21 protein-coding genes are annotated in these 22,647 nt (G+C 64.9%); 12 read left to right on the forward strand and 9 right to left on the reverse strand.

The genetic code is table 11. From position 1 onward, the window contains the following. Positions 1 to 211: 211 nt before the first annotated feature. Genes hemW through rph form a run of 3 tightly spaced genes read right to left on the reverse strand, consistent with a single transcriptional unit; the run spans position 212 to position 2,704 of the window. Entirely contained in the window at positions 212 to 1,381 is a 1,170-nt protein-coding gene (gene hemW / locus G0A00_RS02700) for a radical SAM family heme chaperone HemW (protein ID WP_164178865.1), read from the reverse strand. Continuing rightward, on the reverse strand, positions 1,374 to 1,997 hold the full coding sequence (gene rdgB / locus G0A00_RS02705; protein WP_164178479.1) for an RdgB/HAM1 family non-canonical purine NTP pyrophosphatase: 624 nt from the start codon (positions 1,995 to 1,997) through the stop codon (positions 1,374 to 1,376). The genes hemW and rdgB overlap by 8 nt, the downstream gene beginning before the upstream one ends. After that, complete coding sequence (gene rph, locus G0A00_RS02710; protein WP_066103437.1) at positions 1,994 to 2,704, reverse strand: ribonuclease PH; 711 nt, start codon at positions 2,702 to 2,704, stop codon at positions 1,994 to 1,996. The genes rdgB and rph overlap by 4 nt, the downstream gene beginning before the upstream one ends. 114 nt (positions 2,705 to 2,818) lie before the next feature. Here rph and hrcA point away from each other — a divergent pair, with 114 nt between their 5' ends. Continuing rightward, positions 2,819 to 3,883 (forward strand): heat-inducible transcriptional repressor HrcA, encoded by a 1,065-nt coding sequence (hrcA, locus tag G0A00_RS02715; RefSeq protein ID WP_066103434.1) that lies wholly within the window; start codon positions 2,819 to 2,821, stop codon positions 3,881 to 3,883. 9 nt (positions 3,884 to 3,892) lie between these two features. After that, on the forward strand, positions 3,893 to 4,447 hold the full coding sequence (locus G0A00_RS02720; protein ID WP_066103431.1) for a nucleotide exchange factor GrpE: 555 nt from the start codon (positions 3,893 to 3,895) through the stop codon (positions 4,445 to 4,447). A 288-nt stretch (positions 4,448 to 4,735) separates the two neighbouring features. Here the strand turns inward: G0A00_RS02720 and mutS are convergent, their stop codons facing one another. Continuing rightward, positions 4,736 to 7,375 carry a DNA mismatch repair protein MutS gene (mutS, locus tag G0A00_RS02725; protein ID WP_235952856.1) on the reverse strand — a complete coding sequence of 880 codons (2,640 nt, stop codon included), beginning with the start codon at positions 7,373 to 7,375 and terminating at the stop codon, positions 4,736 to 4,738. A 133-nt stretch (positions 7,376 to 7,508) separates the two neighbouring features. On the opposite strand from mutS, the gene G0A00_RS02730 reads away from it, so the two are divergent. Both G0A00_RS02730 and G0A00_RS02735 read left to right on the forward strand, forming a co-directional pair. After that, a complete protein-coding gene (locus G0A00_RS02730) occupies positions 7,509 to 9,764 on the forward strand; it encodes an NADP-dependent malic enzyme (protein ID WP_066103426.1) in 2,256 nt (751 codons plus the stop codon). A 71-nt stretch (positions 9,765 to 9,835) separates the two neighbouring features. Further along, the gene (locus G0A00_RS02735) at positions 9,836 to 10,708 is read left to right on the forward strand and encodes a ribokinase (protein WP_164178481.1); all 873 of its coding nucleotides are present in this window, start codon (positions 9,836 to 9,838) and stop codon (positions 10,706 to 10,708) included. A gap of 65 nt (positions 10,709 to 10,773) precedes the next feature. Here G0A00_RS02735 and msrA read toward each other — a convergent pair whose 3' ends face one another. Next, positions 10,774 to 11,421 (reverse strand): peptide-methionine (S)-S-oxide reductase MsrA, encoded by a 648-nt coding sequence (gene msrA / locus G0A00_RS02740; RefSeq protein WP_235952857.1) that lies wholly within the window; start codon positions 11,419 to 11,421, stop codon positions 10,774 to 10,776. A 199-nt stretch (positions 11,422 to 11,620) separates the two neighbouring features. On the opposite strand from msrA, the gene G0A00_RS02745 reads away from it, so the two are divergent. Beyond that, positions 11,621 to 12,334, forward strand: a complete 714-nt coding sequence (locus tag G0A00_RS02745; RefSeq protein WP_164178482.1) for a sulfotransferase — start codon at positions 11,621 to 11,623, stop codon at positions 12,332 to 12,334. A gap of 499 nt (positions 12,335 to 12,833) precedes the next feature. On the opposite strand, the gene G0A00_RS02750 is transcribed toward G0A00_RS02745, so the two are convergent. Together G0A00_RS02750 and G0A00_RS02755 are read right to left on the reverse strand one after the other, a co-directional pair. Further along, complete coding sequence (locus G0A00_RS02750) at positions 12,834 to 13,250, reverse strand: DUF1810 domain-containing protein (RefSeq protein ID WP_164178484.1); 417 nt, start codon at positions 13,248 to 13,250, stop codon at positions 12,834 to 12,836. A 273-nt stretch (positions 13,251 to 13,523) separates the two neighbouring features. Next, positions 13,524 to 14,744, reverse strand: a complete 1,221-nt coding sequence (locus G0A00_RS02755) for an argininosuccinate synthase (protein WP_164178486.1) — start codon at positions 14,742 to 14,744, stop codon at positions 13,524 to 13,526. 132 nt (positions 14,745 to 14,876) lie between these two features. Here G0A00_RS02755 and G0A00_RS02760 point away from each other — a divergent pair, with 132 nt between their 5' ends. Both G0A00_RS02760 and ilvA read left to right on the forward strand, forming a co-directional pair. Continuing rightward, a complete protein-coding gene (locus G0A00_RS02760; protein ID WP_164178488.1) occupies positions 14,877 to 15,614 on the forward strand; it encodes a hypothetical protein in 738 nt (245 codons plus the stop codon). Between the two features lie 61 nt (positions 15,615 to 15,675). Beyond that, positions 15,676 to 16,902, forward strand: a complete 1,227-nt coding sequence (gene ilvA, locus G0A00_RS02765) for a threonine ammonia-lyase IlvA (protein WP_164178868.1) — start codon at positions 15,676 to 15,678, stop codon at positions 16,900 to 16,902. Positions 16,903 to 16,954: 52 nt separating this feature from the next. Here ilvA and G0A00_RS02770 read toward each other — a convergent pair whose 3' ends face one another. After that, on the reverse strand, positions 16,955 to 17,338 hold the full coding sequence (locus tag G0A00_RS02770) for an Hpt domain-containing protein (protein WP_235952858.1): 384 nt from the start codon (positions 17,336 to 17,338) through the stop codon (positions 16,955 to 16,957). Positions 17,339 to 17,473: 135 nt separating this feature from the next. Between G0A00_RS02770 and G0A00_RS02775 the strand changes: the two genes are divergently transcribed. After that, a complete protein-coding gene (locus G0A00_RS02775) occupies positions 17,474 to 18,715 on the forward strand; it encodes a PP2C family protein-serine/threonine phosphatase (RefSeq protein ID WP_368667653.1) in 1,242 nt (413 codons plus the stop codon). Between the two features lie 45 nt (positions 18,716 to 18,760). Here G0A00_RS02775 and G0A00_RS02780 read toward each other — a convergent pair whose 3' ends face one another. Beyond that, positions 18,761 to 19,198, reverse strand: coding sequence for an NUDIX hydrolase (locus G0A00_RS02780; protein ID WP_164178490.1), 438 nt, complete (start codon positions 19,196 to 19,198; stop codon positions 18,761 to 18,763). A 76-nt stretch (positions 19,199 to 19,274) separates the two neighbouring features. On the opposite strand from G0A00_RS02780, the gene G0A00_RS02785 reads away from it, so the two are divergent. Genes G0A00_RS02785 through G0A00_RS02800 form a run of 4 tightly spaced genes read left to right on the forward strand, consistent with a single transcriptional unit; the run spans position 19,275 to position 22,620 of the window. Beyond that, complete coding sequence (locus G0A00_RS02785) at positions 19,275 to 20,270, forward strand: Hsp33 family molecular chaperone HslO (RefSeq protein WP_066103395.1); 996 nt, start codon at positions 19,275 to 19,277, stop codon at positions 20,268 to 20,270. Continuing rightward, positions 20,267 to 20,869, forward strand: a complete 603-nt coding sequence (locus G0A00_RS02790; RefSeq protein WP_164178492.1) for a CoA pyrophosphatase — start codon at positions 20,267 to 20,269, stop codon at positions 20,867 to 20,869. Before G0A00_RS02785 ends, G0A00_RS02790 begins: the two co-directional genes overlap by 4 nt. Then, the gene (locus G0A00_RS02795; protein WP_235952859.1) at positions 20,866 to 22,029 is read left to right on the forward strand and encodes a CCA tRNA nucleotidyltransferase; all 1,164 of its coding nucleotides are present in this window, start codon (positions 20,866 to 20,868) and stop codon (positions 22,027 to 22,029) included. The genes G0A00_RS02790 and G0A00_RS02795 overlap by 4 nt, the downstream gene beginning before the upstream one ends. Before the next feature lie 9 nt (positions 22,030 to 22,038). Then, entirely contained in the window at positions 22,039 to 22,620 is a 582-nt protein-coding gene (locus tag G0A00_RS02800) for a LysE family translocator (protein WP_066103389.1), read from the forward strand. The last annotated feature ends 27 nt before the right edge of the window (positions 22,621 to 22,647 follow it).

Genomic DNA, 22,647 nt, shown 5'->3' on the forward strand with positions numbered 1-22,647 from the left:
GTCAGGCATATTCTCTGAGGAAACAAGGGGTAGCGGTTTGATGCTCAGATCCCTCTAGATCTGGCAGATCGGCCCGGAAAACACCCTGAAAACACGAAGGCCGAGCCATAGTGGCTCGGCCTTTTACGTTTCACCTGTCTCGCACGATCAGATCTGTCCACAGGATCTCTGCCGGATCTGCACAGGATCCTGTGGGTATGTTCCACGTGGATCAGGAGGTGAGAAGCTCGGCAATCACGCCGTTGAGCACAAGCCGCCCCTCGGTGGTGGCGCCAAGGAGATCTCCCTCGCGCCACAGAAGGCCCAAGTCCTGAAGGTCGGCGATCTTCTGCGCGGGCAGGGGTGTCGGGGAGATCTCGGCAAGTCGAGACAGCAAAATGCCTTCGGCGAGACGCAGACCCATCATCACGAACTCGGTCATGATGTCTGACGTATCCAGCGGATCGAAGACGCTGTCGGCGCGATGGGCTTCGGCCTTTTCGATCCATGCGCCGGGCATCTTCCATGCCTCGGTCGCGTGGCGAACGCCGTTCACGGTGACGCGCCCATGCGCGCCGGGGCCGACGCCGACGTAATCGCCGCCGCGCCAGTAGACCAGATTGTGCCGCGACTGCGCGCCGGGCAGCGCGTGGTTCGACACTTCATAGGGCGCAAAGCCCGCCTTGGCGGTGATCTCTTGTGTGGCAAGGAACATGTCGGCGGCGAGGTCCTCGCCCGGCAGATGCTTCATCTGGCCACGCTGCGCGCGCTCCCAGAACATCGTGCCTTCCTCGATGGTCAGCTGGTAGAGCGACAGGTGATCGCCGGCGAGATCGAGCGCCTCGCGCAGTTCCACTTCCCAGTCGGCAATGCTCTGGTTTTCGCGGGCATAGATCAGGTCGAAGTTCACGCGGTCAAAGACGGACTTCGCGGTGCCGAGCGCTGCAATCGCCTCATCGACGTCATGCAGCCGCCCGAGGCGGCGCAGATCATTGGGACGCAGGCTCTGAATGCCCATCGAGACCCTGTTTACACCCGCCTCGCGGAAGCCCTCGAACTTCGACACTTCGACAGAGCGGGGATTGGCCTCGAGCGTGATCTCGATGTCATTGGCCCATGTCCAATGCTCGCGCGCCGCATCGAGCACGGCCTGAACGGTGGCAGGCTCCATCAGCGAAGGAGTGCCGCCACCGAAATAGATCGAGTTGAGATGACGCCCCGAGGTCATCTCGCCATAGCGGCGGACCTCGGAGCTCAGCGCTTCGGCCCAGCGGGTCTGGTCGATCGACCGGACGACGTGGCTGTTGAAGTCGCAATAGGGGCATTTGGCCTCGCAGAAAGGCCAATGCACGTAGAGGCCGAAGCCTCCTTCACGCCAGGTTTCAGGCCCGGACTTAGGCATCGTCTTGGGCAAAGCAGCCCTTCACGAATTTGGCAAAGGCATCGGCGCGGTGGCTGATGCGGTTTTTCTCGTCGCTGCCCATCTCGGCGAAGGTGATCTCATAGCCCTCGGGCTGAAAGATCGGGTCGTAGCCGTGACCATTGTCGCCGCGCATCGGCCAGACCACGCGGCCTTCCATCACGCCGGGGAACACCGCGTCGGTGCCATCGGGCCACGCCAGAACCAGCGTGCAGTTGAAACGCGCGGTCCAGGGCTGTTCGGCGCCGGTCTGGCGCAGGGCGTCATGGGTCTTGCCCATGGCCATGATGAAGTCGCGGCCTTGGCCGGTTTCGGCCCAATCGGCGGTATAGACACCGGGGGCACCGTCCAGAGCGTCGACCGAGATGCCGCTGTCATCGGCGAGGGCGGGCAGGCCGGTGGCCTTTGCCGCCGCATGCGCCTTGATGCGGGCGTTCTCGACGAAAGTGGTGCCGGTTTCCTCGGGTTCGGGAAGGTCAAGCTCCTTGGCGCCCACGACCTCGATGCCGAAGGGCTTCAGCAGATCGGTGATCTCTTCGAGCTTGCCGGCATTGTGGGTCGCGACGAGCAGCTTCTTGTCGGTGAACTTGCGGGTCATGCGGTGGCCGCCAGTTGAGCCTCGACCAACTTCGAAACGCCCGCTTCAGCGAGGTCCATCAGCTTGTTCATCTGGTCGCGGCTGAAGGTGGCGCCCTCGGCGGACATCTGAACTTCGATCAGCTGGCCATCGCCGCGCAGGATGAAGTTGCCGTCGACACCGGCCTCGGAATCCTCGGCATAGTCGAGATCAAGCACCGGCTGACCGGCGTAAATGCCGCAGCTCACAGCCGCCACCGGGGTCAGCGGATCGCTTTTGATCATACCGGCCTTCATCAGCTTGTTCACCGCAAGGCGCAGCGCGACCCAGCCGCCGGTGATCGCGGCGCAGCGGGTGCCGCCATCGGCTTGGATCACGTCGCAGTCGATGGTGATCTGACGCTCGCCAAGCGCAACCCGGTCGACACCGGCGCGGAGCGAGCGGCCGATCAGGCGCTGGATCTCGACGGTGCGGCCACCCTGTTTTCCGCTCGACGCCTCGCGGCGCATGCGCGAGCCGGTGGAGCGCGGCAGCATGCCGTATTCCGCCGTCACCCAGCCAAGGCCCGAGCCTTTGACGAAGGGCGGCACGCGCTCTTCGAGCGTGGCGGTGCAGATGAGGTGGGTATCGCCCATTTTGATCAGGCAAGACCCTTCGGCATGTTTCGTGACACCTGTCTCGATTGAAACGGCGCGCATATCACTTAGATCTCGTCCTGAAGGTCTCATTCGGTGCCTCTTATCCTAGTCGCGCTCGGGATACTGGTGCAGATGCTTTGCCGCAACCCCGATTGACGGGGCGCGAGAGGCACCTTTAATGACCCTGAACAGCCGGAGTTTAGGATGAAAGAGGGTAACCGTCTTCTTGATGAAATGAACGATCGCTCGCGCGAGGTGTTTCGCCGTGTGGTTGAGAGCTATCTCGAGACGGGCGAGCCGGTCGGTTCGCGCACCCTGACGCGCAGCCTGTCCGAGAAGGTCTCGGCGGCGACGATCCGCAACGTGATGCAGGATCTGGAATATCTCGGCCTGCTCGACAGCCCGCATGTTTCCGCCGGGCGCGTGCCGACGCAGGTGGGGCTGCGGATGTTCGTCGACGGGCTGCTGGAAGTGCGCGATCTGGATATGTCCGACCGCGAGGCGCTGGACGCCACGACCTCCAATCGCAGTGACGATGTGGGCGGCCTGCTCGACCGGGTCGGCGCGGCGCTCTCGGGGGTGACCCATGGCGCTTCGCTGGTGTTGACGCCCAAACATGAGGCACCGGTCAAGCATATCGAGTTTGTCTCGCTGGGCCATGACCGCGCGCTTGTGGTGCTGGTGTTTGCCGATGGTCACGTCGAGAACCGCCTCTTCACCCCGCCACCGGGACAGACCCCAAGCTCGATGCGCGAGGCGGCGAATTTCCTCAACGCGCTGATCGAGGGCAAAACGCTGTCGGAACTGCGCGGCGAGATCGGGCGGCAGATCAGTGCGCGGCGGCAAGAGATCGACGCGCTGGCCGCGGCTCTGATCGAAACCGGCATGGCGGCGTGGGAGAAGGACGCCGACAATTCGGCCCGTCTGATCGTGCGCGGCACGGCGAATCTTCTGGGTCAGGACAGCGAGGTCGAAGAGCTCGACCGCATTCGCTCGCTGTTTGACGACCTCGAGCGCAAGCGGGATATCGCCGAGTTCCTTCAGCTTGCCGAAGCAGGCGACGGGGTCCGCATTTTTATCGGCTCGGAGAACAAACTTTTCTCACTTTCGGGTTCCTCTCTGGTGGTGTCTCCATATATGAACGCGGATCGAAAGATAATCGGTGCGGTTGGGGTCATCGGACCCACGCGGCTCAACTACGGGCGGATCGTACCCATCGTGGACTACACGGCACAGCTGGTCGGCAGGCTGATTGCTGAGCGGAGCTAGAGGTTAGACATGGCAGACGCGAATAAAGACGAATTTCTCGACGATATCGAGGCGGCAGAGGCCGAAGCCCTCGCGAGCGAGATGGAAGAGATGGACGACGAGGCGATCGCGCTGGACGAACTGCGCGCTGAGCGTGACGAATACAAAGACCGCTTCATGCGGGCGCTGGCGGATGCCGAGAACGCGCGCAAGCGCGCCGACAAGGACCGCCGCGAGGCGCAGCAATACGGCGGCTCGAAGCTGGCCCGTGACCTGCTGCCGGTCTACGACAACCTCAACCGCGCGCTGAACGCCGCGCGCGAGGCCGAGGCGGCAGAGGCGCTGATCGAAGGTGTGGAGCTGACCCTTCGCGAGCTGCTGAACGTGTTCAGCAAGCACGGCATGACCGCGATCACCCCCGAGGTGGGCGACAAGTTCGACCCCAAGCACCACGAGGCGATGTTCGAAGCCCCGGTGCCCGGCACCAAAGCGGGCGAGATCATTCAGGTCTCGGCAGAGGGCTTCATGCTCTACGACCGGCTGCTGCGTCCGGCGCAGGTCGGCGTTAGCTCGATGCAGGGCTGATCTCGTCACAGTGAAAAACGGAAAACCCCCGGTCGAAAGGCCGGGGGTTTTTCTTTTGGGCGTTGCGCTGATCCGTCCGGAGCAAAGGCCGAAGGCCGCCGGGCGAGCGACTGCCCGTCCCTGCGGGCTGGCGCTTTGTCGCCTTTGTGGAACGCTCGAAGGTCGCCCGGACTTGGCCGGTATAAAGCGAAGACCGCGATCGTAGCAGCGCCAGCCTACGGGCAGGCGCTCACCCGGCTTTCGTTTCACGTGAACCCACCTGCAGTGCATGTTTCACGTGAGTCCGGCTTACCCCTTCAACAGAGACTTCAGATCGTAAAGCGCCTGCAGCGCGTCGCGCGGGGTCATCTCGTCGGGCAGCAGCGTCGCCAGCTTCTCTTCCACCTCCGAGGGGCCTTTCGGTGCCGCAACAGGCTCTGGTTTCGCCGCTGCCGAGAATAGCGGCAGATCGTCGATCAGCGCCTTGGGCGAGGTCCGGCCCCGTTCGCCTTCCTCCAGCGCGCTCAGCACGTCGCGGGCACGGGCGATCACCGCGGGCGGCAAACCCGCCAACTGCGCCACTTGCACGCCGTAAGAGCGGTCGGCTGCCCCTTCGCGCACCTCGTGCAGGAAGATCACCTCGCCGTCCCATTCCTTCACCGCGACGGTGGCATTGCTGACTCCCTCGAGCTTGGCAGCCAGCTGCGTCAGCTCGTGGTAATGCGTGGCGAAGAGCCCGCGCACGCGGTTCACGCCGTGAAGGTGCTCCAGCGTCGCCCATGCGATCGACAGGCCATCATAGGTGGCGGTGCCGCGGCCAATCTCGTCGAGGATCACCAGCGCGCGGTCGTCAGCCTGATTGAGGATCGCGGCGGTCTCGACCATCTCGACCATGAAGGTCGAGCGCCCGCGCGCCAGATCGTCAGAGGCGCCGACGCGGCTGAAAATCTGGCTGACCACCCCCAGATGCGCGCGGTCCGCAGGCACATAGGAGCCCATCTGCGCCAGCAGGGCGATCAGCGCGTTCTGCCGCAGGTAGGTCGATTTACCCGCCATGTTCGGGCCGGTCAGCAGCGTCACCGACGCGCCCTCGCCATTGGCGTTCAAGGCACAATCATTGGCGATGAAGGGCGCGCCGCCCTGTTGTTGTAGCGCGCGTTCGACCACCGGGTGACGGCCCGCGACAATCTCGAAGGCGCGGCTGTCATCCACTTGCGGGCGGCACCAGTTCTGCGCCTTGGCCAGATCGGAAAGGCCAAGCGCCACATCGAACTCGGACAGCGCCAGCCCGGTCTCTGACACCTGCGGCGCGCGGGCCAGAATGGCACCTTTCAGGCTTTCATAGAGCCGCTTTTCAATCTCCAGCGCCTCGTTCCCGGCGTTGAGGATGCGGGTTTCCAGCTCGGTCAGCTCGACCGTGGTGAAGCGTACCTGATTGGCGGTGGTCTGGCGGTGGATGAAGGTCTCGTTCAGCGGCGCCGACATCATCTTTTCGGCGTGGGTCGCCGTGGTCTCGATGAAGTAGCCCAGCACGTTGTTGTGCTTGATCTTCAGCGAGTTCACCCCGGCCATTTCGGCATATTTCGCCTGCATAGAGGCGATCACACCGCGGCCTTCGTCCCGCAGGGTGCGCGCCTCGTCGAGTTGCGCGTCGTAGCCGGGTGCGACGAAACCACCGTCACGCACCATCAGCGGCGGCTCGGCAACCAGCGCCGCCTCGAGCAGCGCGATCAGCTCGTCATGGCCGGTGAGTGTTTCACGTGCATCGGCCAGCAAGGGGGGCAATTCGGCACTGTTTAGGGTCTCGGCGATCTCTTCGGCCTGCGCCAGCGCGTTGCGCACGGCGGCCAGATCGCGCGGCCCGCCCCGGTCGAGCCCGAGGCGCGAGAGCGCGCGGTCAAGGTCGGGCACCTTGCGCAGACCATCGCGCAGCTGCGGTGCCTCCGGCGCGCCCATCGCCCAATCCAGAGCCTGAAGCCGCCCTTCGATCACGCCAAGATTGCGCGAAGGGGAAGAAACTCGCCTTTCTAATAGCCGCGCGCCGCCGGGCGTCACCGTCCGGTCGATCACCGACAGTAGCGATCCGGCGCGACCGCCGTTCATCGAATGGGTCAGTTCAAGATTGCGCCGGGTGGCGGCGTCGATCTGCAGCAGGTTCGACACGGCATCGCGCTGCGGCGGGCGCAGCAGCGGCAGGCGGCCTTTCTGCGTGATGTCGAGATAGTCGACCAGCGCGCCCATGGCCGAAAGCTCGGGCCGCTCGAACGCGCCGAAGCCCGAGAGGGTCTGCACGGAAAAGAGCCTTTTCAGGCGGTCCTCGGCCCCGGCACTGTCAAAAGACGCAGCCCCAAGCGGCGTGGGGAAAATGCCGAGATCGCTCAGCACCGGGCGCAGATCTTCGTCGGTGCTTTCCGAGACCAGCACTTCCGAGGGCGCGAGCCGCGCCAGTTCGGCACCGATGCGGGCGCGGGCGAGGGGCATCACGTGAAACGCGCCGGTGGAAATATCGCACCACGCCAGCGCCCAATCGTCCCGAACACGGCCCAAAGCGGCAAGATAGTTGTGGCGGCGCGCTTCCAGCAGCGACTCTTCGGTGAGCGTGCCGGGGGTCACCAGCCGCACCACGTCGCGTTTCACCACCGATTTATGGCCACGCTTCTTGGCCTCGGCGGGGCTTTCCAATTGCTCGCCGACAGCGACGCGAAAGCCCTTGCGGATCAGCGTCAGCAGGTAGCCCTCGGCGGCATGCACCGGAACGCCGCACATGGGGATGTCATCGCCCGCATGCTTGCCGCGCTTGGTCAGCGCGATGTCGAGAGCTTCCGCCGCCGCCACCGCGTCGTCGAAGAACATCTCGTAGAAGTCGCCCATCCTGTAGAACAAGAGCGCGTCCGGATACTGCGCTTTGATCTCAAGATATTGCGCCATCATCGGCGTGACTGCCGTCATGTAGTCCCCCAGTGCTGCTTTGTGCTGGTTTAGCAAAGCCCCGAGGGGCGGCGAAAGGCGAAATGCAATCAGTTGAGCAGAGCCTTCCCCTGCGCTAAGAGGAACGCCGCTCATAGTCGAGGGAAGCACGCTCATGTCGAAATCCAAGTTCACCCGTGAAGAGGCGCTGGCCTTCCATCTCGAGCCGACGCCCGGCAAGTGGGAAGTGCAGGCCACAGTGCCGATGACCACGCAGCGCGACCTGAGCCTTGCCTATTCGCCCGGCGTCGCCGTGCCCTGCGAGGAAATCGCCGAAAACCCCGAACTGGCCTATGATTACACCAACAAGGGCAACCTCGTTGCGGTGATCTCGAACGGCACTGCGGTGCTGGGTCTCGGCAATCTTGGCGCGCTCGGTGGCAAGCCGGTGATGGAAGGCAAATCGGTGCTCTTCAAGCGCTTTGCCGATGTGAACTCGGTCGACATCGAACTCGACACCGAGGATCCCGAGGAATTCATCAAGGCCTGCAAGCTGATGGGGCCGACCTTCGGCGGCATAAACCTCGAGGACATCAAGGCGCCCGAATGCTTCATTATCGAGCAGCGCCTGAAGGAAGAGATGGACATCCCGGTCTTCCACGACGACCAGCACGGCACGGCGGTGATCTGCGCCGCGGGCCTGATCAACGCGTTGCACCTCTCGGGCAAGAAGATCGAAGAGGTGAAGATCGTGCTCAACGGCGCGGGCGCGGCGGGCATCGCCTGCCTCGAGCTGCTGAAGTCGATGGGCGCGCAGCATGACAATTGCATCATGTGCGACACCAAGGGCGTGATCTATCAGGGCCGCACCGAGGGCATGAACCAGTGGAAGTCGGCCCATGCGGCCAACACCTCCCTGCGCACGCTCGAAGAGGCGATGGTTGGCGCCGACGTGTTCCTTGGCGTGTCTGCCAAGGGCGCGGTGACGCAGGACATGGTGAAAAGCATGGCCGACAACCCGGTGATCTTCGCCATGGCCAACCCCGATCCCGAGATCACCCCCGAAGAGGCGCATGAAGTCCGCGTCGACGCCATCGTCGCCACCGGCCGTTCGGACTACCCGAACCAGGTGAACAACGTTCTGGGCTTTCCTTATCTCTTCCGCGGCGCGCTCGACATTCACGCGCGCTCGATCAACGACGAGATGAAGATCGCCTGCGCCGAGGCGCTGGCCGAACTGGCGCGCGAGGATGTGCCGGACGAGGTGGCGCTGGCCTATGGCAAATCGCTGACCTTCGGGCGCGACTACATCATCCCCACGCCGTTTGATCCGCGCCTCATCCACCGCATTCCGCCCGCCGTCGCCAAAGCGGGCATGGACACCGGCGCGGCGCGCCGTCCGATCATCGACATGGATGCCTATCAGGCGGGCCTCATGGGCCGTATGGATCCCACCGCCTCGGTGCTGCGCAGCATCAACAGCCGGGCGCGGGCCGCACAGGCGCGGATGATCTTTGCCGAGGGCGACGACCCGCGCGTGCTGCGCGCGGCGGTCATGTATCAGCGCAACGGCTTCGGCAAGGCGATCGTCGTGGGCCGCGAGGCGGATGTGAAAGAGAAGCTCGAGGCCAGCGGCCTTGCCGATGCGGTGCGCGAGATCAAGGTGGTCAACGCCGCCAACACCGAGCACCTCGAGACCTACAAAGAGTTTCTCTACCAGCGCCTGCAGCGCAAGGGCTACGACCGGCAGGACGTGCACCGTCTGGCGGCGCGCGATCGCCATGTGTTCGCCTCGCTGCTCCTGGCGCATGGCCATGGCGACGGTCTGATCACCGGCGCGACGCGCAAGTCGGCGCATGTGATGGAAGCGATCAATCAGGTGTTCGACGCCGATGCCGAAAGCGGCGTGGCGGGCGTCACCGCGCTGCTCCACAAGGGCCGCATCGTGCTGATCAGCGACACGCTGGTGCATGAATGGCCCGAAGCCGAGGATCTGGCGAATATCGCAGAGCGCGCCGCCGGGGTCGCCCGTCACCTCGGGCTCGAGCCGCGGGTGGCCTTCGTGTCCTTCTCGACCTTTGGCTATCCGGTGTCGGAACGCGCCTCGAAGATGCATCGCGCGCCGATGGTCCTCGACCAGCGCGGCGTCGACTTCGAATACGAGGGCGAGATGACCGTGGATGTGGCGCTCAACACCCGCGCGCAAGAGAACTACCCGTTCCAGCGCCTGAGCGGCCCGGCGAACATCCTCGTGGTGCCGGCGCGGCACTCGGCCTCGATCTCGGTCAAACTGATGCAGGAGATGGCGGGGGCGACGGTGATCGGCCCGATCCTCGCAGGCATCGACAGTTCGATCCAGATTTGCTCGACGACGATGACCGCCAATGACATCCTCAACATGGCGGTTCTGGCGGCCTGCAAGGTCGGCTGATCCGATGTCTGCGCCTGCCGGGCCTTACCGGCAGGCGTATTTTTGAGAACAATGAAAGGGCAGGGCGCAGCATGGCGATCTTCAACCTCGGGTCGATCAATGCCGACATGACCTATCGGCTGCCGCATCTGCTGGCGCCGGGCGAGACGCTGGCGACCAGCCGGCTGACGCGTGGGCTGGGCGGCAAGGGGGCCAATATGTCGGTGGCCGCGGCGCGCGCCGGGGCGCGGGTGGTGCATCTTGGGGCCGTCGGGCCCGACGGGCGCTGGGCGATCGAGCGGCTGACCGAATACGGCGTCGACACGCGGCAGATCACAGTGATCGACGAGACCACCGGCCATGCCATCATCATGCTCGATGCCGATGCCGAGAACAGCATCCTGATCTATCCCGGTGCCAACCGCGCCCTGTCACCCGAACGCGTCGAGGCCGGTCTTGAAGAGGCCGGACCCGAAGACATCTTCGTGTTCCAGAACGAGACCAACCTGCAGCGCGAGGCCGCCGAGATCGCCTCGCGACGCGGGCTGCGCGTGGCCTATGCGGCGGCGCCCTTCGATGCCGAGGCGGTGACTGCCGTGCTGCCGCTGCTCGATCTGCTGGTGCTCAACGAGGTCGAGGCGGCGCAGCTCGAAGAGGCGACGGGGCAGGGCATCGAGAGCATTCCGGTGCGCGACGTGGTGGTGACGCTGGGCGCCAAGGGCTGCCGCTGGATCAACACCGACAGCGGCGAGAGCCGAAATTTCGCCGCGCTGCCGGTCACCCCGGTGGACACCACCGGCGCGGGTGACACCTTCACGGGCTACCTGCTGGCCGGGCTCGACCGGGCGCTGCCGATGGCGACGGCGATCGAACTGGCGCAGCGCGCCGCGGCGCTGATGGTTATGCGCGAGGGCACTGCCGACGTGATCCCCGACCTCAAGGACGTCACCGAGCACCGCTTCTGACCGGCGTTCTTCCTCTTGGTTGAAATATCCCGGGGAGTCCGCGTCAGCGGACGGGGCAGAGCCCCTCAGCCCCCGGCAAAGGGCGCGGCGCTGCCCCACAGCTGCCGCACCCGCGCATCCCGCCCGCAGGCTTCGCGATAGCGCTTATAGGCCGAGGCCTGCCGGAGCGGGCCGAAGCGGGTCAGTACGAGGCTGTCGCCCTTGTAGTAATCCTGATGATGGCCCTCGGCTGGCCAGAAGCGCCCCGCGGGCAGGATCGGGGTGACGATCTTCTGCCCCAAGGCGGCCTGCGCCTGAGCTTTCGCGGTTTCCGCGACCGCGCGCTGCGCCCCGCCAGTGACGAAGATCGCGGTGCGATAGCTCTCGCCCCTGTCGCAGAACTGCCCACCCGCGTCGGTCGGGTCGATCGAGCGGAAGAACAGCGCGTAAAGCTCCTCTGCCGAGACGCGGGCGTCATCGAAGATGATCCGCACCGCCTCATAATGCCCGGTGCCGCCCGCGCTGACCTGTTTGTAGCTGGGGTTGGCGATCCTCCCGCCGGTATACCCCGAGATCGCTTCGCGCACGCCTTTCACCTTCTCGAAATCGGCTTCGACGCACCAGAAACAGCCACCGGCGACCACGATCTCTCCGGCCCGAACTGCCGCGGGCAAAGCAAATGCGGGCGCCGCCAGCGCAAGGCCCAGCAGGCATTTCATCAGCAGCCGTCTCATGATCTCTCCTCCGCTTTGCCTCAGGCTGCGGGGGGCTGCGGGTCTAATCAACGAAAATCGGTGATCTTCACCCTATGGTGACGGCGGCTTTGGCGTGCAGACCCGCGGTGCGCAAGATTGACAGCTGGCGTTGCGTCAGCGCAGAGAGGGGGCCGGAAACGCAGCGCACCCGCGCTATCGACTTGGAGTTAGTAGAACAATGAGACTGGCCATGTGGTCCGGGCCGCGCAATCTGTCGACGGCGCTGATGTATTCCTTCGGCAATCGCGCCGATTTTCACGTGGTGGACGAGCCCTTTTACGGCCCCTACCTGCGGCTCACGGGTCTCGAGCATCCGATGGGCGATGCGATCAAGCAAAGCCGCCCCGAGAGTGCCGAAGAGGTGGCGCAGAGCCTGCTCGGGCCGATCCCGGGCGGCAAGCCGCATGTCTATCACAAGCATATGGTGCAGCACATGATCGACGGCATCCCGCGTGGGTTCATGGCGGACTGCGTCAACGTCTTCCTGATCCGCCACCCGGCGCGCGTGGTGGCGAGTTTCACCAAGGGCTGGGAGGCGGCCACCGCCGAGGACATGGGGTTTCGCCAGCAGGCCGAGCTTTACGACGAGATGCGCGCCGCCGGGCAAAGCCCGGTGGTGATCGACAGCGCCGACATCCGGCGTGACCCCGAGGTCATGCTGCGCCGCCTGTGCGACGCCATCGGTCTCAGCTTCGATCCGGCGATGCTGGCGTGGCCCGCGGGCGGCCACGCGCAGGATGGCGTCTGGGCACCGCATTGGTATGGCTCGGTGCATCGCTCGACCGGTTTTGCCGGTGCCGAAGGGCCGCTGCCCGAGCTGTCCGAAGAGGCTGCGCAGGTCGCCGATGAGGCGCTGCCGCTCTACGAACGGCTCCGCGCCGAGGCGCTCTGAGCACAGCGCGGCGGGGGTGTTTTGGGACACTTCCGCCGCCTTGCAGGTGCCGGCAAACGCGCGCCCGAAAAAGATTCACAAAAAATGTAGAAAAAACTTCGCGCCGCTGAAACTCAGTGTCGCAGCCCTGCGTGTATAGGAAAGCGTCGTGCGGAATAGCCCGCTTTGCTCCTGTGGGTTGCTGGATGGCGTAAGGTTAACGGTACGAGTTGAGCCGCCCGAGGTCTGCCGCGTCTTAGGTTTTATTAAGATGTGTGGTGCAAGTTTACGCAGTGGGCCGCGGAACAAGACGGTGAAGATAGACGGTTAGAAATTCGGGATCGGACACGGGCTTTGGCCGCATATTCGCGGCTTGTCCGGCGTCCCCTTGCAAGGGCGTGCTTGCGTATCCCCACCTTTGCACGTCCTTGGCCGCTTCCGGTGTCGTGACCGGAAGCGGCCATTTTTATTTGGTCTTCAGGACTTTTTATTCGTTCTTCAGAATGACGTGTGTGCCGCGTCAGCCTGCCAGTGCGGCGCTTGTCACCGGGCAGCGGCTGCCCTCGTAGAGCGCGTCGAGCACCTCGGCGAAGACGCCGGGCGCGGAAGGCAGCGCTTCAAACAGCGTCATGCAAGAGCGCAACTTCAAAGCATCGACCGGCCCAAGGATCGCTTCGGGTGTCTTGCCCTTACGAAGCAGAAGCAGCCCCGCGCATTTCTCGAGCCGCGCCCCGAGCAGCGGATGCGCGAGATAGGCCTGTGCCTCGGCGGCGTCGCGCAGACCGAAATGGCGGGCGCGGGGAGAGCGGCCCAGCTCGGCCAATTGCGGAAACACCCACCAGATCCAATGGGTGACCTTCTGACCCTGCCGCAGCTCGCGCGTCACCTGCGGCCAGACCTGCGCCTGCGCGTCGATGAATTCCTGAAGTTCAGCCATGCCGTGCCCTCCGCCTTCGTGGGCGAGCCTAGCGCAGTGCGCGGCGGTTAGGGAGGAGGGTAGATGCCGCTAGAAGTAGGGGGCTCTGCCCCCGCCGCACGACCTGCGGCGCTGCTAGACGTAGGGGGCTCTGCCCCCGCCGCGCTGCGCGCGTCTTCCCCGGGATATTTGGGTCTAGACGAAGAGACGGAGGCTGCCGCTTCGTCTAGATAAAAATATCCCCGCCGGAGGCATGTCCGGCGGGGATCATTCGGGTCAGCGCTGGGAAAGGGCTCAGCCTTTCAGGCGGCGGTTCCGCGCGGCCAGCAGCTTCAGGCGCAGGGCGTTGAGCTGGATGAAACCCGCCGCGTCCTGCTGGTCGTAGGCACCGGCGTCATCCTCAAAAGTCACATGCGCCTCGGAATAAAGCGAGTGATCCGACCAGCGCGCCACGGTGCGCGCCGAGCCCTTGTAGAGCTTCAGGCGGACGGTGCCGCTGACATGCTCTTGGCTCTTGTCGATCAGCGCCTGCAGCATCTCGCGCTCGGGCGAGAACCAGAAACCGTTGTAGATCAGCTCGGCGTAGCGCGGCATGATCGAATCCTTGAGGTGACCGGCGCCGGAATCCAGCGTGATCTGCTCGATGCCGCGGTGCGCTTCGAGCAGCACGGTGCCGCCCGGGGTCTCGTAGATGCCGCGCGACTTCATGCCGACGAAACGGTTTTCCACCAGGTCCAGAACGCCGATGCCATGCTTGCCGCCCAGCTCGTTGAGCTTGGTGAGGATCGTCGCGGGCGACATCGCCTCGCCGTTGATCGCCACGGCGTCACCCTGTTCGAAGGTCACTTCGATGTACTCGGGCTCGTTCGGCGCCTGCTCGACCGGCACGGTGCGCTGCAGCACGTAGTCGGGGGCCTGCTCGGCGGGGTTTTCCAGCACCTTGCCCTCGGAGGAGGTGTGCAGAAGGTTCGCATCGACCGAGAAGGGCGCTTCGCCGCGCTTGTCCTTGGCGATCGGGATCTGGTTCTTCTCGGCGAAGTCGATGAGCTTCGTGCGCGAGGTGAGATCCCACAGGCGCCACGGCGCGATCACCTTGATGTCGGGGTTCAGCGCATAGCAGGCCAGCTCGAAGCGGACCTGATCGTTGCCCTTGCCGGTGGCGCCATGGGCGACGGCATCGGCACCGGTCGCGGCGGCGATCTCGACAAGGCGCTTGGAGATCAGCGGGCGGGCGATCGAGGTGCCCAGCAGGTAGAGCCCCTCGTAAAGCGCGTTGGCGCGGAACATCGGGAAGACGAAATCACGCACGAACTCTTCGCGCAGGTCTTCGATGTAAATTTCACTCACGCCCAGCATCTCTGCCTTGGCGCGGGCGGGTTCCAGCTCTTCCCCCTGACCGAGATCGGCGGTGAAGGTGACAACCTCGCAGCCGTATTCGGCTTGCAGCCATTTCAGGATGATCGAGGTGTCGAGGCCCCCGGAATAGGCCAGGACGACTTTCTTGGGCGCGGACATGGACATTCCCTCACGTATGAACTGGCTTCGCGCATTACTGCCTTTTATCATCGGGGGCAAGGATCGCCCGTTGACCTGCGGGGTCCATATGCTAGCGATCGCCGGGTGAATTTCGAAAAGGTGGGGTTTTTGATGAAGGGCTGGCGGATTTTCCTGCATTCCCTGCGCATGGTGATCGACAATCTGGGCACCGCGCTGCGCGTCTCGCTGGTGCTCTATCTGGTGCAGGTGGCCAGCCAGATCGCCACCTATCTGCATCCCATGCAGACCGATGCTTCTGGCGGACCGGTGACTGTGATCGGAGTTCCGGCGCTGGTGCTGGTGGTGCTGGCGGTGCTGGCGAGCCTCTGGATCGCCGTGGCATGGCATCGCTTCGTGCTGACCGGAGAGACGCCGCGCGGCTGGCTGCCGCGTTGGCATGGCGGCGAGATCCTCGGCTACTTCGGGCGGTCGATCATGATCGGGTTGGTGATCTTTCTCGGGCTCATGGTCGCGGCCATCCCGGTGGCGCTGATCAGCGCGGGACTGCCGGGGCTGGCGCCGATCCTCGTCTTCGGTCTGGTGGGGCTTGGCGGTTATCTGTTCTTCCGCCTCGGGCTGATCCTGCCCGCCGCTGCGGTGGGCGAGCGGCTGAGCCTCAAGGACGCGTGGAAGGCCACCAAGGACGACGACGGCGCGGTGATCACGCTGGCGCTTGTGGTGATCGGCGGCTCGCTGCTGGTCGAACTGCCGGCGCTGATCGACGATACGGCGGGCTCGATCATCAATCTGGTCTATGGGCTGGTGATCAACTGGTTCGCCACGATGATCGGCATCTCGATCCTCACCTCGCTTTACGGCCATTTCATCGAGGGGCGGCCGATCGACTGACCGAAACTGCGGCGTGTGAGGAGGCTTGCGCAAACGCCTTCGATGCGCCAAGTCGGTGGGCATGGATGAGTTTCTCGATCACGCCCGCGCCGCCACAGAAGAAATGCGCTCGGTCTTTCCCGAGACGCCGCTTCTGCGCAACGATCACCTGTCGCAGCTTCACGGCGCCGACATCTGGCTGAAGCGCGAGGATCTGAGCCCGGTGCGCAGCTACAAGCTGCGCGGCGCGTTCAACGCCATGCGCAAGCGCCCCGATGTCGAGACCTTTGTGGCCGCAAGCGCGGGCAACCACGCGCAGGGCGTCGCCTATATGTGCCGCCAGTTCGACAAGCGCGGCGTGATCTTCATGCCGGTGACCACGCCGCAGCAAAAGATCCAGAAGACCCGGATGTTCGGTGGCGAGAATGTCGAGATCCGCCTCATCGGGGACTATTTCGACGAATGCCTGAAGGCGGCGCAGGGCTATTGTGCCGAGATCGGCGGGCATTTCCTGTCGCCCTTCGACGATCAGGACGTGATCGAGGGGCAGGCCACCGTCGCGGTCGAGATCGAACGGCAGTTGGGCCGCGTGCCCGATCATCTGGTGATCCCGGTCGGCGGTGGCGGGCTTGGCTCCGGCCTGCTGAGCTATTTCGGCACCGACACGCAATATACCTTTGTCGAGCCGCAGGGCGGGGCCTGCCTGCGCGCAGCGCTCGAGGCGGGCAAGCCGGTGCCGCTGGCGGCGGTCGACAATTTCGCCGATGGCGCGGCGGTGGCGCAGATCGGCAGCAAGACCTTCGAGGTGCTGAAGGGGGTCGGCGTTGCCAATACGCTGACCATCAACGAAGACCGGCTCTGCACCTCCATGCTCGAGATGCTGAACGTCGAGGGGGTGGTGCTCGAGCCTGCGGGGGCGCTTTCGGTCGATGCGCTGAAGGATCTGGGGCAGGCGATCCGCGGCAAGACCGTGGTCTGCATCACCTCGGGCGGCAATTTCGACTTCGAGCGTCTGCCGGAGGTCAAGGAACGGGCGCTGCGCTACTCGGGCGTGAAGAAATACTTCATTCTGCGCCTGCCGCAGCGTCCCGGTGCGCTGAAGGATTTCCTGAACTTCCTCGGCCCCGAGGATGATATCGCCCGCTTTGAATACCTGAAGAAATCGGCGCGCAACTTCGGTTCGGTGCTGATCGGGATCGAGACCGCCGATCCGAAGAATTTCGACGCGCTCTTCGGCAAGCTGGACGCGCATGGCTATGCCTATCGCGACATCACCGACGACGAGGTTCTGGCGCAATTTGTCATCTGACTCGTCGTCAGATGATGTGGGCGCGCTGGGCGTCTTGAGCTGGCCGCTCGTTTCAGGCGACCAGCCGCACGGCAAGCTGATCCAGAAATTCCGCGCGTGAGCGGGCAAAGCAGTCGCGCAGCGCCGATAGGTCGACAGTATCGCCTTTGCCGGTGGCGGCGGCCTGCTCGCCGCTTTCGCACAGGGCCGACATCCGCGCGAAGCCAAGGTTCAGGCTGCTGCCTTTGAGAAAATGCAGCCTGTCCGCAAGATCGGGCACTTCCGAGGCTTGGGCAGGCAGAGCGTCCAGAACGCGCTGCACCTCGCGCAGGAAAAGCGCGACGATCTCATCAAAGTCATCGCCCCCCACCTCGCTGCGCAACTCGGCAGCGCGGGTCCAGTCGATCAGGGTTGGCGCGGCCGCCTGTCGCGCGGCGCCCTCGGGTCTGTCGGTCATCCATGCACCTCCGTCCGCAGAGGCTCGCAGCAAAATCTGAACGAAGTGTTTCGATCTCGGCGGGTCAGGTGAAACAGGGCGTTAACACCGGGGCTTTAGGGTCTGCCGCGCAGGCGGGTCTACAAAGGAAATACGGTGTCTCCCTATCTGGCGGAAAACCTCGAGGATCGAAGTGGTGAGGCTCCGATCCGTCGGGTTCTTGTGGTGGATGACAGTCCGCTGCAGCTGAAGATCCTGTCCTCTATGCTTGAACGCTGGGGGCTTGAGGTCTGGCAGGCGCAGGATGGGGCCGAGGCGCTGCGCATCTGCGCCGAAAGCCGCCCAGATGCAGTGTTGTCGGATTGGATGATGCCGGGGATGGACGGGCTGGACCTCTGTCGCCACTTCCGAACGCAATGCGGGGATCGCTACGGCTATTTCATTCTGCTCACCTCAAAAAGCGACAAGGCCGAGATCGCGCGGGGCTTGGACGCCGGGGCGGATGATTTCCTGACCAAGCCGGTGAATGCCGCGGAATTGCGCGCCCGGATCAACGCCGGCGCGCGGATCCTGAAGATGCAGCGGCAGCTGTCGGCAACCTTGGGCCATCTGCAGGCCGCCTATGACGCTGTGGATCGCGATCTGCAGCAGGCAAGGTTGATCCAACAGGCGTTGGTGCCCCGGCGTGCAAGGCGCATCGGGGCCTCGCAAGTCAGCCTGCTGCTGAAACCCTGCGGGCATGTGGGCGGCGATCTGGTCGGCAGTTTCTCTCATTGCGAGCGCAGCGTCGGTCTCTACAGCATCGACGTGTCGGGCCATGGCATCACCTCGGCGCTGATGACCGCGCGGATTGCCGGACTGCTGGGCGGCGACTTTCCCGAGCAGAACATCGCGCTGGAACGCATCGTGCATGGCACGCTCTTTCGCGCCCCGGAAGAGGTGGCGCGGCGCATGAATGAGCGTCTGGCGGCGGATCCGGGGATCGCCGAGTATCTCACCATGGCTTATGCGGTGGCCGATCTCGACAAGGGTAGGGTCGATCTGGTGCAGGCGGGGCATCCGCCTCCGCTGCTGCTGCGCGCCGATGGCAGCGCCGAGTTCGTCGGTCATGGCGGTCTGCCGGTGGGGTTGATCCCCGGCGCGAGCTACGAGCGGCTGCAGCTGCAACTATCGCCCGGTGATCGCCTGCTGCTCTATTCCGACGGGTTCACCGAGGCGCTGCTGCCGGGCGGCGGGATGCTCGATCAGGAGGGGCTGCTTGCGTTGGTGCGCTCGGGGGGAGGTCGCGGCACCGAGTTTCTCGACGATCTCTTCTGGCGCCTGACCCAGCGCATCGTCGCGGGCGCGCGGCTCGACGACGATGTCTCGGCCGCGCTGCTGGAGTTTGAAATGCCCTGAAACAGGCTCTGATACAGGCACTAGTCCGGGCCGAACCCTTGGATTTCAGACCAGAACGCGGCGCAGGAAATCGCGGTCGCCGGGGTTGCCGAGGATCTCGGCGGCAAGCTCGGGATTCATCCAGACCGCCTCATGCCCCGGCTCGCTGGGCGGGCCGAGCGGGCGGACGGGATGCGCCGCATAGATGATGCACAGCTTCTCTGCCCAAAGGTCGTATTCGGGCATGAAGGTGAAACGGCGGAACGCCCCGAGGCGGCGCGGACGGGCGATGCGCCAGCCGGTTTCCTCGAAAACCTCGCGGTGCAGCGCGGCGATGGGCGACTCACCGGCGTCGATGCCGCCGCCCGGAAGCTGGTATTCGGGCCATGGCTCTGCCTGATGGGTGACCAGAACCGCCCCGTTGCGCGGCAGGATCGCATAAGCGCCGGGGCGCAGCGTGTAACGCCGACCGGATTCGGGCGGCTCGCCGTATCGTGCAGTCATCGGTCCCCCTTGGTTCCCGTGTTTTTGCTGCTTATATGGGGCCGATATGCCAAGATCCGGCAGATAAGGAAACCCCATGACCATCGGCAGCAAACTTGCCTGGGACGATACCGTCCTGCCATTCCAATTGGATCACGCCGACATCCGGGGCCGCGTGGCGCGGCTTGACGGGGTGCTGAGCGGAATCCTGAGCCAACATGACTATCCCGAGGCCGTCGAAGGGCTCATCGCCGAGATGACCCTGCTGACCGCGCTGATCGGCCAGACGATGAAGCTGCGCTGGAAGCTGTCGCTTCAGGTGCAGACCCGCGGCGCGGTGCGGATGATCGCCACGGATTACTACGCCCCCGAAAAAGAGGGCGAACCAGCCCGGCTGCGCGCCTACGCCAGCTTCGACCGCGAGCAGGTCACCAGCGCCCCCGCCTTCGAGCAGCTCGAGGACGGCTATTTCGCCGTGCTCATCGATCAGGGCAAGGGCACCACGCCCTATCAGGGCATCACCCCGCTGGCGGGCGGTGCACTGGCGCGCTGTGCCGAGAGCTATTTCGCCCAGTCCGAGCAGATCCCGACCCGCTTCGAGCTGAACTTCGGCAATGTGCCGCAGGCCGATGGCACGTCGAACTGGCGTGCTGGCGGCGTGATGCTGCAGCACATGCCCAAGGCGTCGCCCTTCGCCAAGCCGCTCGTCGATGGTGAGGGTGGCAGCGGTGACAAAGGCGTGCTGCGCCCCGAGGACCTGCTTGGCGACGATGACGACGGTGAAAACTGGCGCCGCGTGAACTTCCACCTCGACACGGTGGACGAGCTGGAACTGATCGGCCCCGACCTGCCGCCGACCGACCTGCTGGTGCGGCTCTATCACGAGGAAGGCCCGCGGGTGTTCGACGCACAGACCGTGCGCTTCGGCTGCACCTGCTCGGAAGATCGCGTGCGCCAGTCGCTGTCGATCTACTCGGCGCGGGACATCGAGAAGATGACCACCGACGACGGCATCGTCACCGCCGATTGCCAGTTCTGCGGCGCGCACTACGAGCTCGACCCGGAAACGGTCGGCTTCGAGGCCAAGAAGTGAGCCGCGTCCGGGATCAGATCGATCTGCTGAAACGGGCGCTGGAGGAAACCTCCGGCGCGTCCTCCGATTTCGATCTGAACCCGGGCACGGTTTTGCCGGAGGGGCGCAAGCTGCGTCCCGCCGGTGTCCTCGCAGGGTTTGTCGCCTGCGAGCAGGGGCTGGAACTGGTGCTGACCAAGCGCAGTTCGCGGCTCAAGCACCATCCCGGCCAGATCGCCTTTCCCGGTGGCAAGGTCGATCCCGGTGACGAAGACGCCGTGGCCGCCGCCCTGCGCGAGGCGCGCGAGGAAGTCGGGCTGGCCGAAGGGCGGGTGGATGTGCTGGGCAGCCTGCCCGCGCATGAAACCGTGACCGGCTTTGAGGTGACGCCTGTCTTGGGTCTCATCATGCGCGATTTCGACCCGGTGCCAGAGCCCGGCGAGGTCGCCGAAGTGTTCCGCGTGCCGTTCGAACATATCGCCAAGCTGGACAATTACGCCATTCAGGGGCGGCGCTGGCGCGGCACCACCCGGCATTATTGGACGGTGCCTTACGGTCCCTATTACATCTGGGGCGCTACGGCGCGGATGCTGCGCGGGCTGGCGGAGCGCATGGCATGACGCCCGCTGACACCACGGTAACCGGCGCGTGGCTGACCTGCGCCTCGACGCAGGCGGTGCTGCGGATGCTCGAGGCGGGTGGCCATCAGGCCTATGTGGTGGGCGGCTGCGTGCGCAACGCGCTGATGGGCGTGCCGGTGAGCGATGTGGACATCGCCAGCGACGCGCGCCCCGAACGTGTGGTGGAGTTGGCCGAGGCTGCCGGGCTGAAGCCGGTGCCCACCGGCATCGAGCATGGCACGGTCACCGTCGTGGCGGATGGCGTCGGGCATGAGATCACCACTTTCCGCGCCGACACGGAAACCGACGGCCGCCGCGCGGTGGTGCGGTTTTCGGACGATATCGCGGAAGACGCGGCGCGGCGCGACTTTACCATGAATGCGCTCTACGCCGATGCGCGCGGGCTGCTGATCGACCCTCTGCAAGGGCTTCCCGACCTGCGCGCCCGGCGTGTGAGATTCATCGGCGAGGCCTCGGACCGCATCCGCGAAGACTATCTGCGCACGCTGCGCTACTTCCGCTTTTCAGCTTGGTATGGCGATCCTGAACAGGGGTTCGACCCCGAGGCGCTGGCCGGGATCGCGGGCAATCTCGATGGTCTCGATACGCTCTCGCGCGAGCGCGTCGGTCAGGAAATGCTGCGCCTTCTGTCCGCGCCCGATCCGGTGGCGGCCGTGTCGGTGATGGCGCAGGTGGGTGTTCTGGCCCATGTGCTGCCGGGCGCGAGCGCGAAGGCTCTCGGCCCGCTGGTGGCCGAGGAACAAAGACTGCTTGTGGCCCCTGACGCGCTGCGGCGGCTGGCCTGCCTTGGTGCCGCAGAGCCTGATCTGCGCCTGTCGAAAGCGCAGCAAAAGCAGCTTCACACCCTACAAAGCCTGATCGGCGAGATGCAGGGCCCGGCAGAGCTTGCCTACAGGCATGGGGCCGAGACCGCGCAGGATGTGCTGCTGCTGCGCGCCGCAAGTTTCGAAATGCCCGTGTCAGAGCCGGATCTCCGCGCGCTGGGCGTCGGCGCGGCGGCGAAATTTCCGCTCACCGCACGCGATTTGATGCCCGCGCTCAAGGGCCCGGCGCTGGGCGAGGCGCTGCGTGCCGCCGAGAAACGCTGGATCGCATCGGGTTTCACGCTTACCAAGGCGGAACTTCTGTCTGACGAGTAAGCGCACTGCATGACCCTCGACCCGCTTTATGCCTTTGTCTTCTTCGGGCTGTTCTCGCCCGGGCCGAATGTCATCCTGCTGACCGCCTCGGGCGCGCGCTTTGGCGTGAAACGCACCTTGCCGCATCTCTTTGGCGTGGTTCTGGGGGTCGGCATCACCGCCGGTCTCACCGGGCTCGGCATTGCCGCGCTGCTTCAGCAGATGCCGCGGCTGGAGTTTGCGCTGCGCATCGCGGCCAGCGCATGGATGCTCTATATGGCGTGGGGCCTCTGGACCGCCGAGCGCCGCAAGAAGGCCGAGGCGGCGCGTCCGATGACGCTGATCGAGGGCGCGCTCTTTCAATGGGTGAACCCCAAGGTCTGGGCGGTGGCGCTGGCCGCGGCCTCGGCCTACCCATCGGCGCTGGGACCGGTGGGCGAGGCGTTGCGGCTGGGCTCGGCGTTTTCGGGTCTGAACCTCTTTTGCTGTCTCTTCTGGACCTCGGCGGGCGCGCTGCTGACCTATCTTCTGGCCACCCCGGCGGCTTGGCGCTGGTTCACAAGGGCGATGGCGCTCGCACTGGCAAGTTTTTCCGTCATGGTGTTCCTGTAAGGCCTGACCTAGACCTTTGGTCAAAGT

It is taken from the genome of Salipiger sp. PrR002, assembly GCF_010500775.1.
Classification (GTDB): domain Bacteria; phylum Pseudomonadota; class Alphaproteobacteria; order Rhodobacterales; family Rhodobacteraceae; genus Salipiger.

Bases quoted from the DNA above. Each gene is read 5' to 3' on its own strand.
- hemW (WP_164178865.1), bottom strand. From the start codon at position 1,381: ATGCCTAAGTCCGGGCCTGAAACCTGGCGTGAAGGAGGCTTCGGCCTC.
- rdgB (WP_164178479.1), bottom strand. From the start codon at position 1,997: ATGACCCGCAAGTTCACCGACAAGAAGCTGCTCGTCGCGACCCACAAT.
- rph (WP_066103437.1), bottom strand. From the start codon at position 2,704: ATGAGACCTTCAGGACGAGATCTAAGTGATATGCGCGCCGTTTCAATC.
- hrcA (WP_066103434.1), top strand. From the start codon at position 2,819: ATGAAAGAGGGTAACCGTCTTCTTGATGAAATGAACGATCGCTCGCGC.
- G0A00_RS02720 (WP_066103431.1), top strand. From the start codon at position 3,893: ATGGCAGACGCGAATAAAGACGAATTTCTCGACGATATCGAGGCGGCA.
- mutS (WP_235952856.1), bottom strand. From the start codon at position 7,375: ATGACGGCAGTCACGCCGATGATGGCGCAATATCTTGAGATCAAAGCG.
- G0A00_RS02730 (WP_066103426.1), top strand. From the start codon at position 7,509: ATGTCGAAATCCAAGTTCACCCGTGAAGAGGCGCTGGCCTTCCATCTC.
- G0A00_RS02735 (WP_164178481.1), top strand. From the start codon at position 9,836: ATGGCGATCTTCAACCTCGGGTCGATCAATGCCGACATGACCTATCGG.
- msrA (WP_235952857.1), bottom strand. From the start codon at position 11,421: ATGAGACGGCTGCTGATGAAATGCCTGCTGGGCCTTGCGCTGGCGGCG.
- G0A00_RS02745 (WP_164178482.1), top strand. From the start codon at position 11,621: ATGAGACTGGCCATGTGGTCCGGGCCGCGCAATCTGTCGACGGCGCTG.
- G0A00_RS02750 (WP_164178484.1), bottom strand. From the start codon at position 13,250: ATGGCTGAACTTCAGGAATTCATCGACGCGCAGGCGCAGGTCTGGCCG.
- G0A00_RS02755 (WP_164178486.1), bottom strand. From the start codon at position 14,744: ATGTCCGCGCCCAAGAAAGTCGTCCTGGCCTATTCCGGGGGCCTCGAC.
- G0A00_RS02760 (WP_164178488.1), top strand. From the start codon at position 14,877: ATGAAGGGCTGGCGGATTTTCCTGCATTCCCTGCGCATGGTGATCGAC.
- ilvA (WP_164178868.1), top strand. From the start codon at position 15,676: ATGGATGAGTTTCTCGATCACGCCCGCGCCGCCACAGAAGAAATGCGC.
- G0A00_RS02770 (WP_235952858.1), bottom strand. From the start codon at position 17,338: ATGACCGACAGACCCGAGGGCGCCGCGCGACAGGCGGCCGCGCCAACC.
- G0A00_RS02780 (WP_164178490.1), bottom strand. From the start codon at position 19,198: ATGACTGCACGATACGGCGAGCCGCCCGAATCCGGTCGGCGTTACACG.
- G0A00_RS02785 (WP_066103395.1), top strand. From the start codon at position 19,275: ATGACCATCGGCAGCAAACTTGCCTGGGACGATACCGTCCTGCCATTC.
- G0A00_RS02795 (WP_235952859.1), top strand. From the start codon at position 20,866: ATGACGCCCGCTGACACCACGGTAACCGGCGCGTGGCTGACCTGCGCC.
- G0A00_RS02800 (WP_066103389.1), top strand. From the start codon at position 22,039: ATGACCCTCGACCCGCTTTATGCCTTTGTCTTCTTCGGGCTGTTCTCG.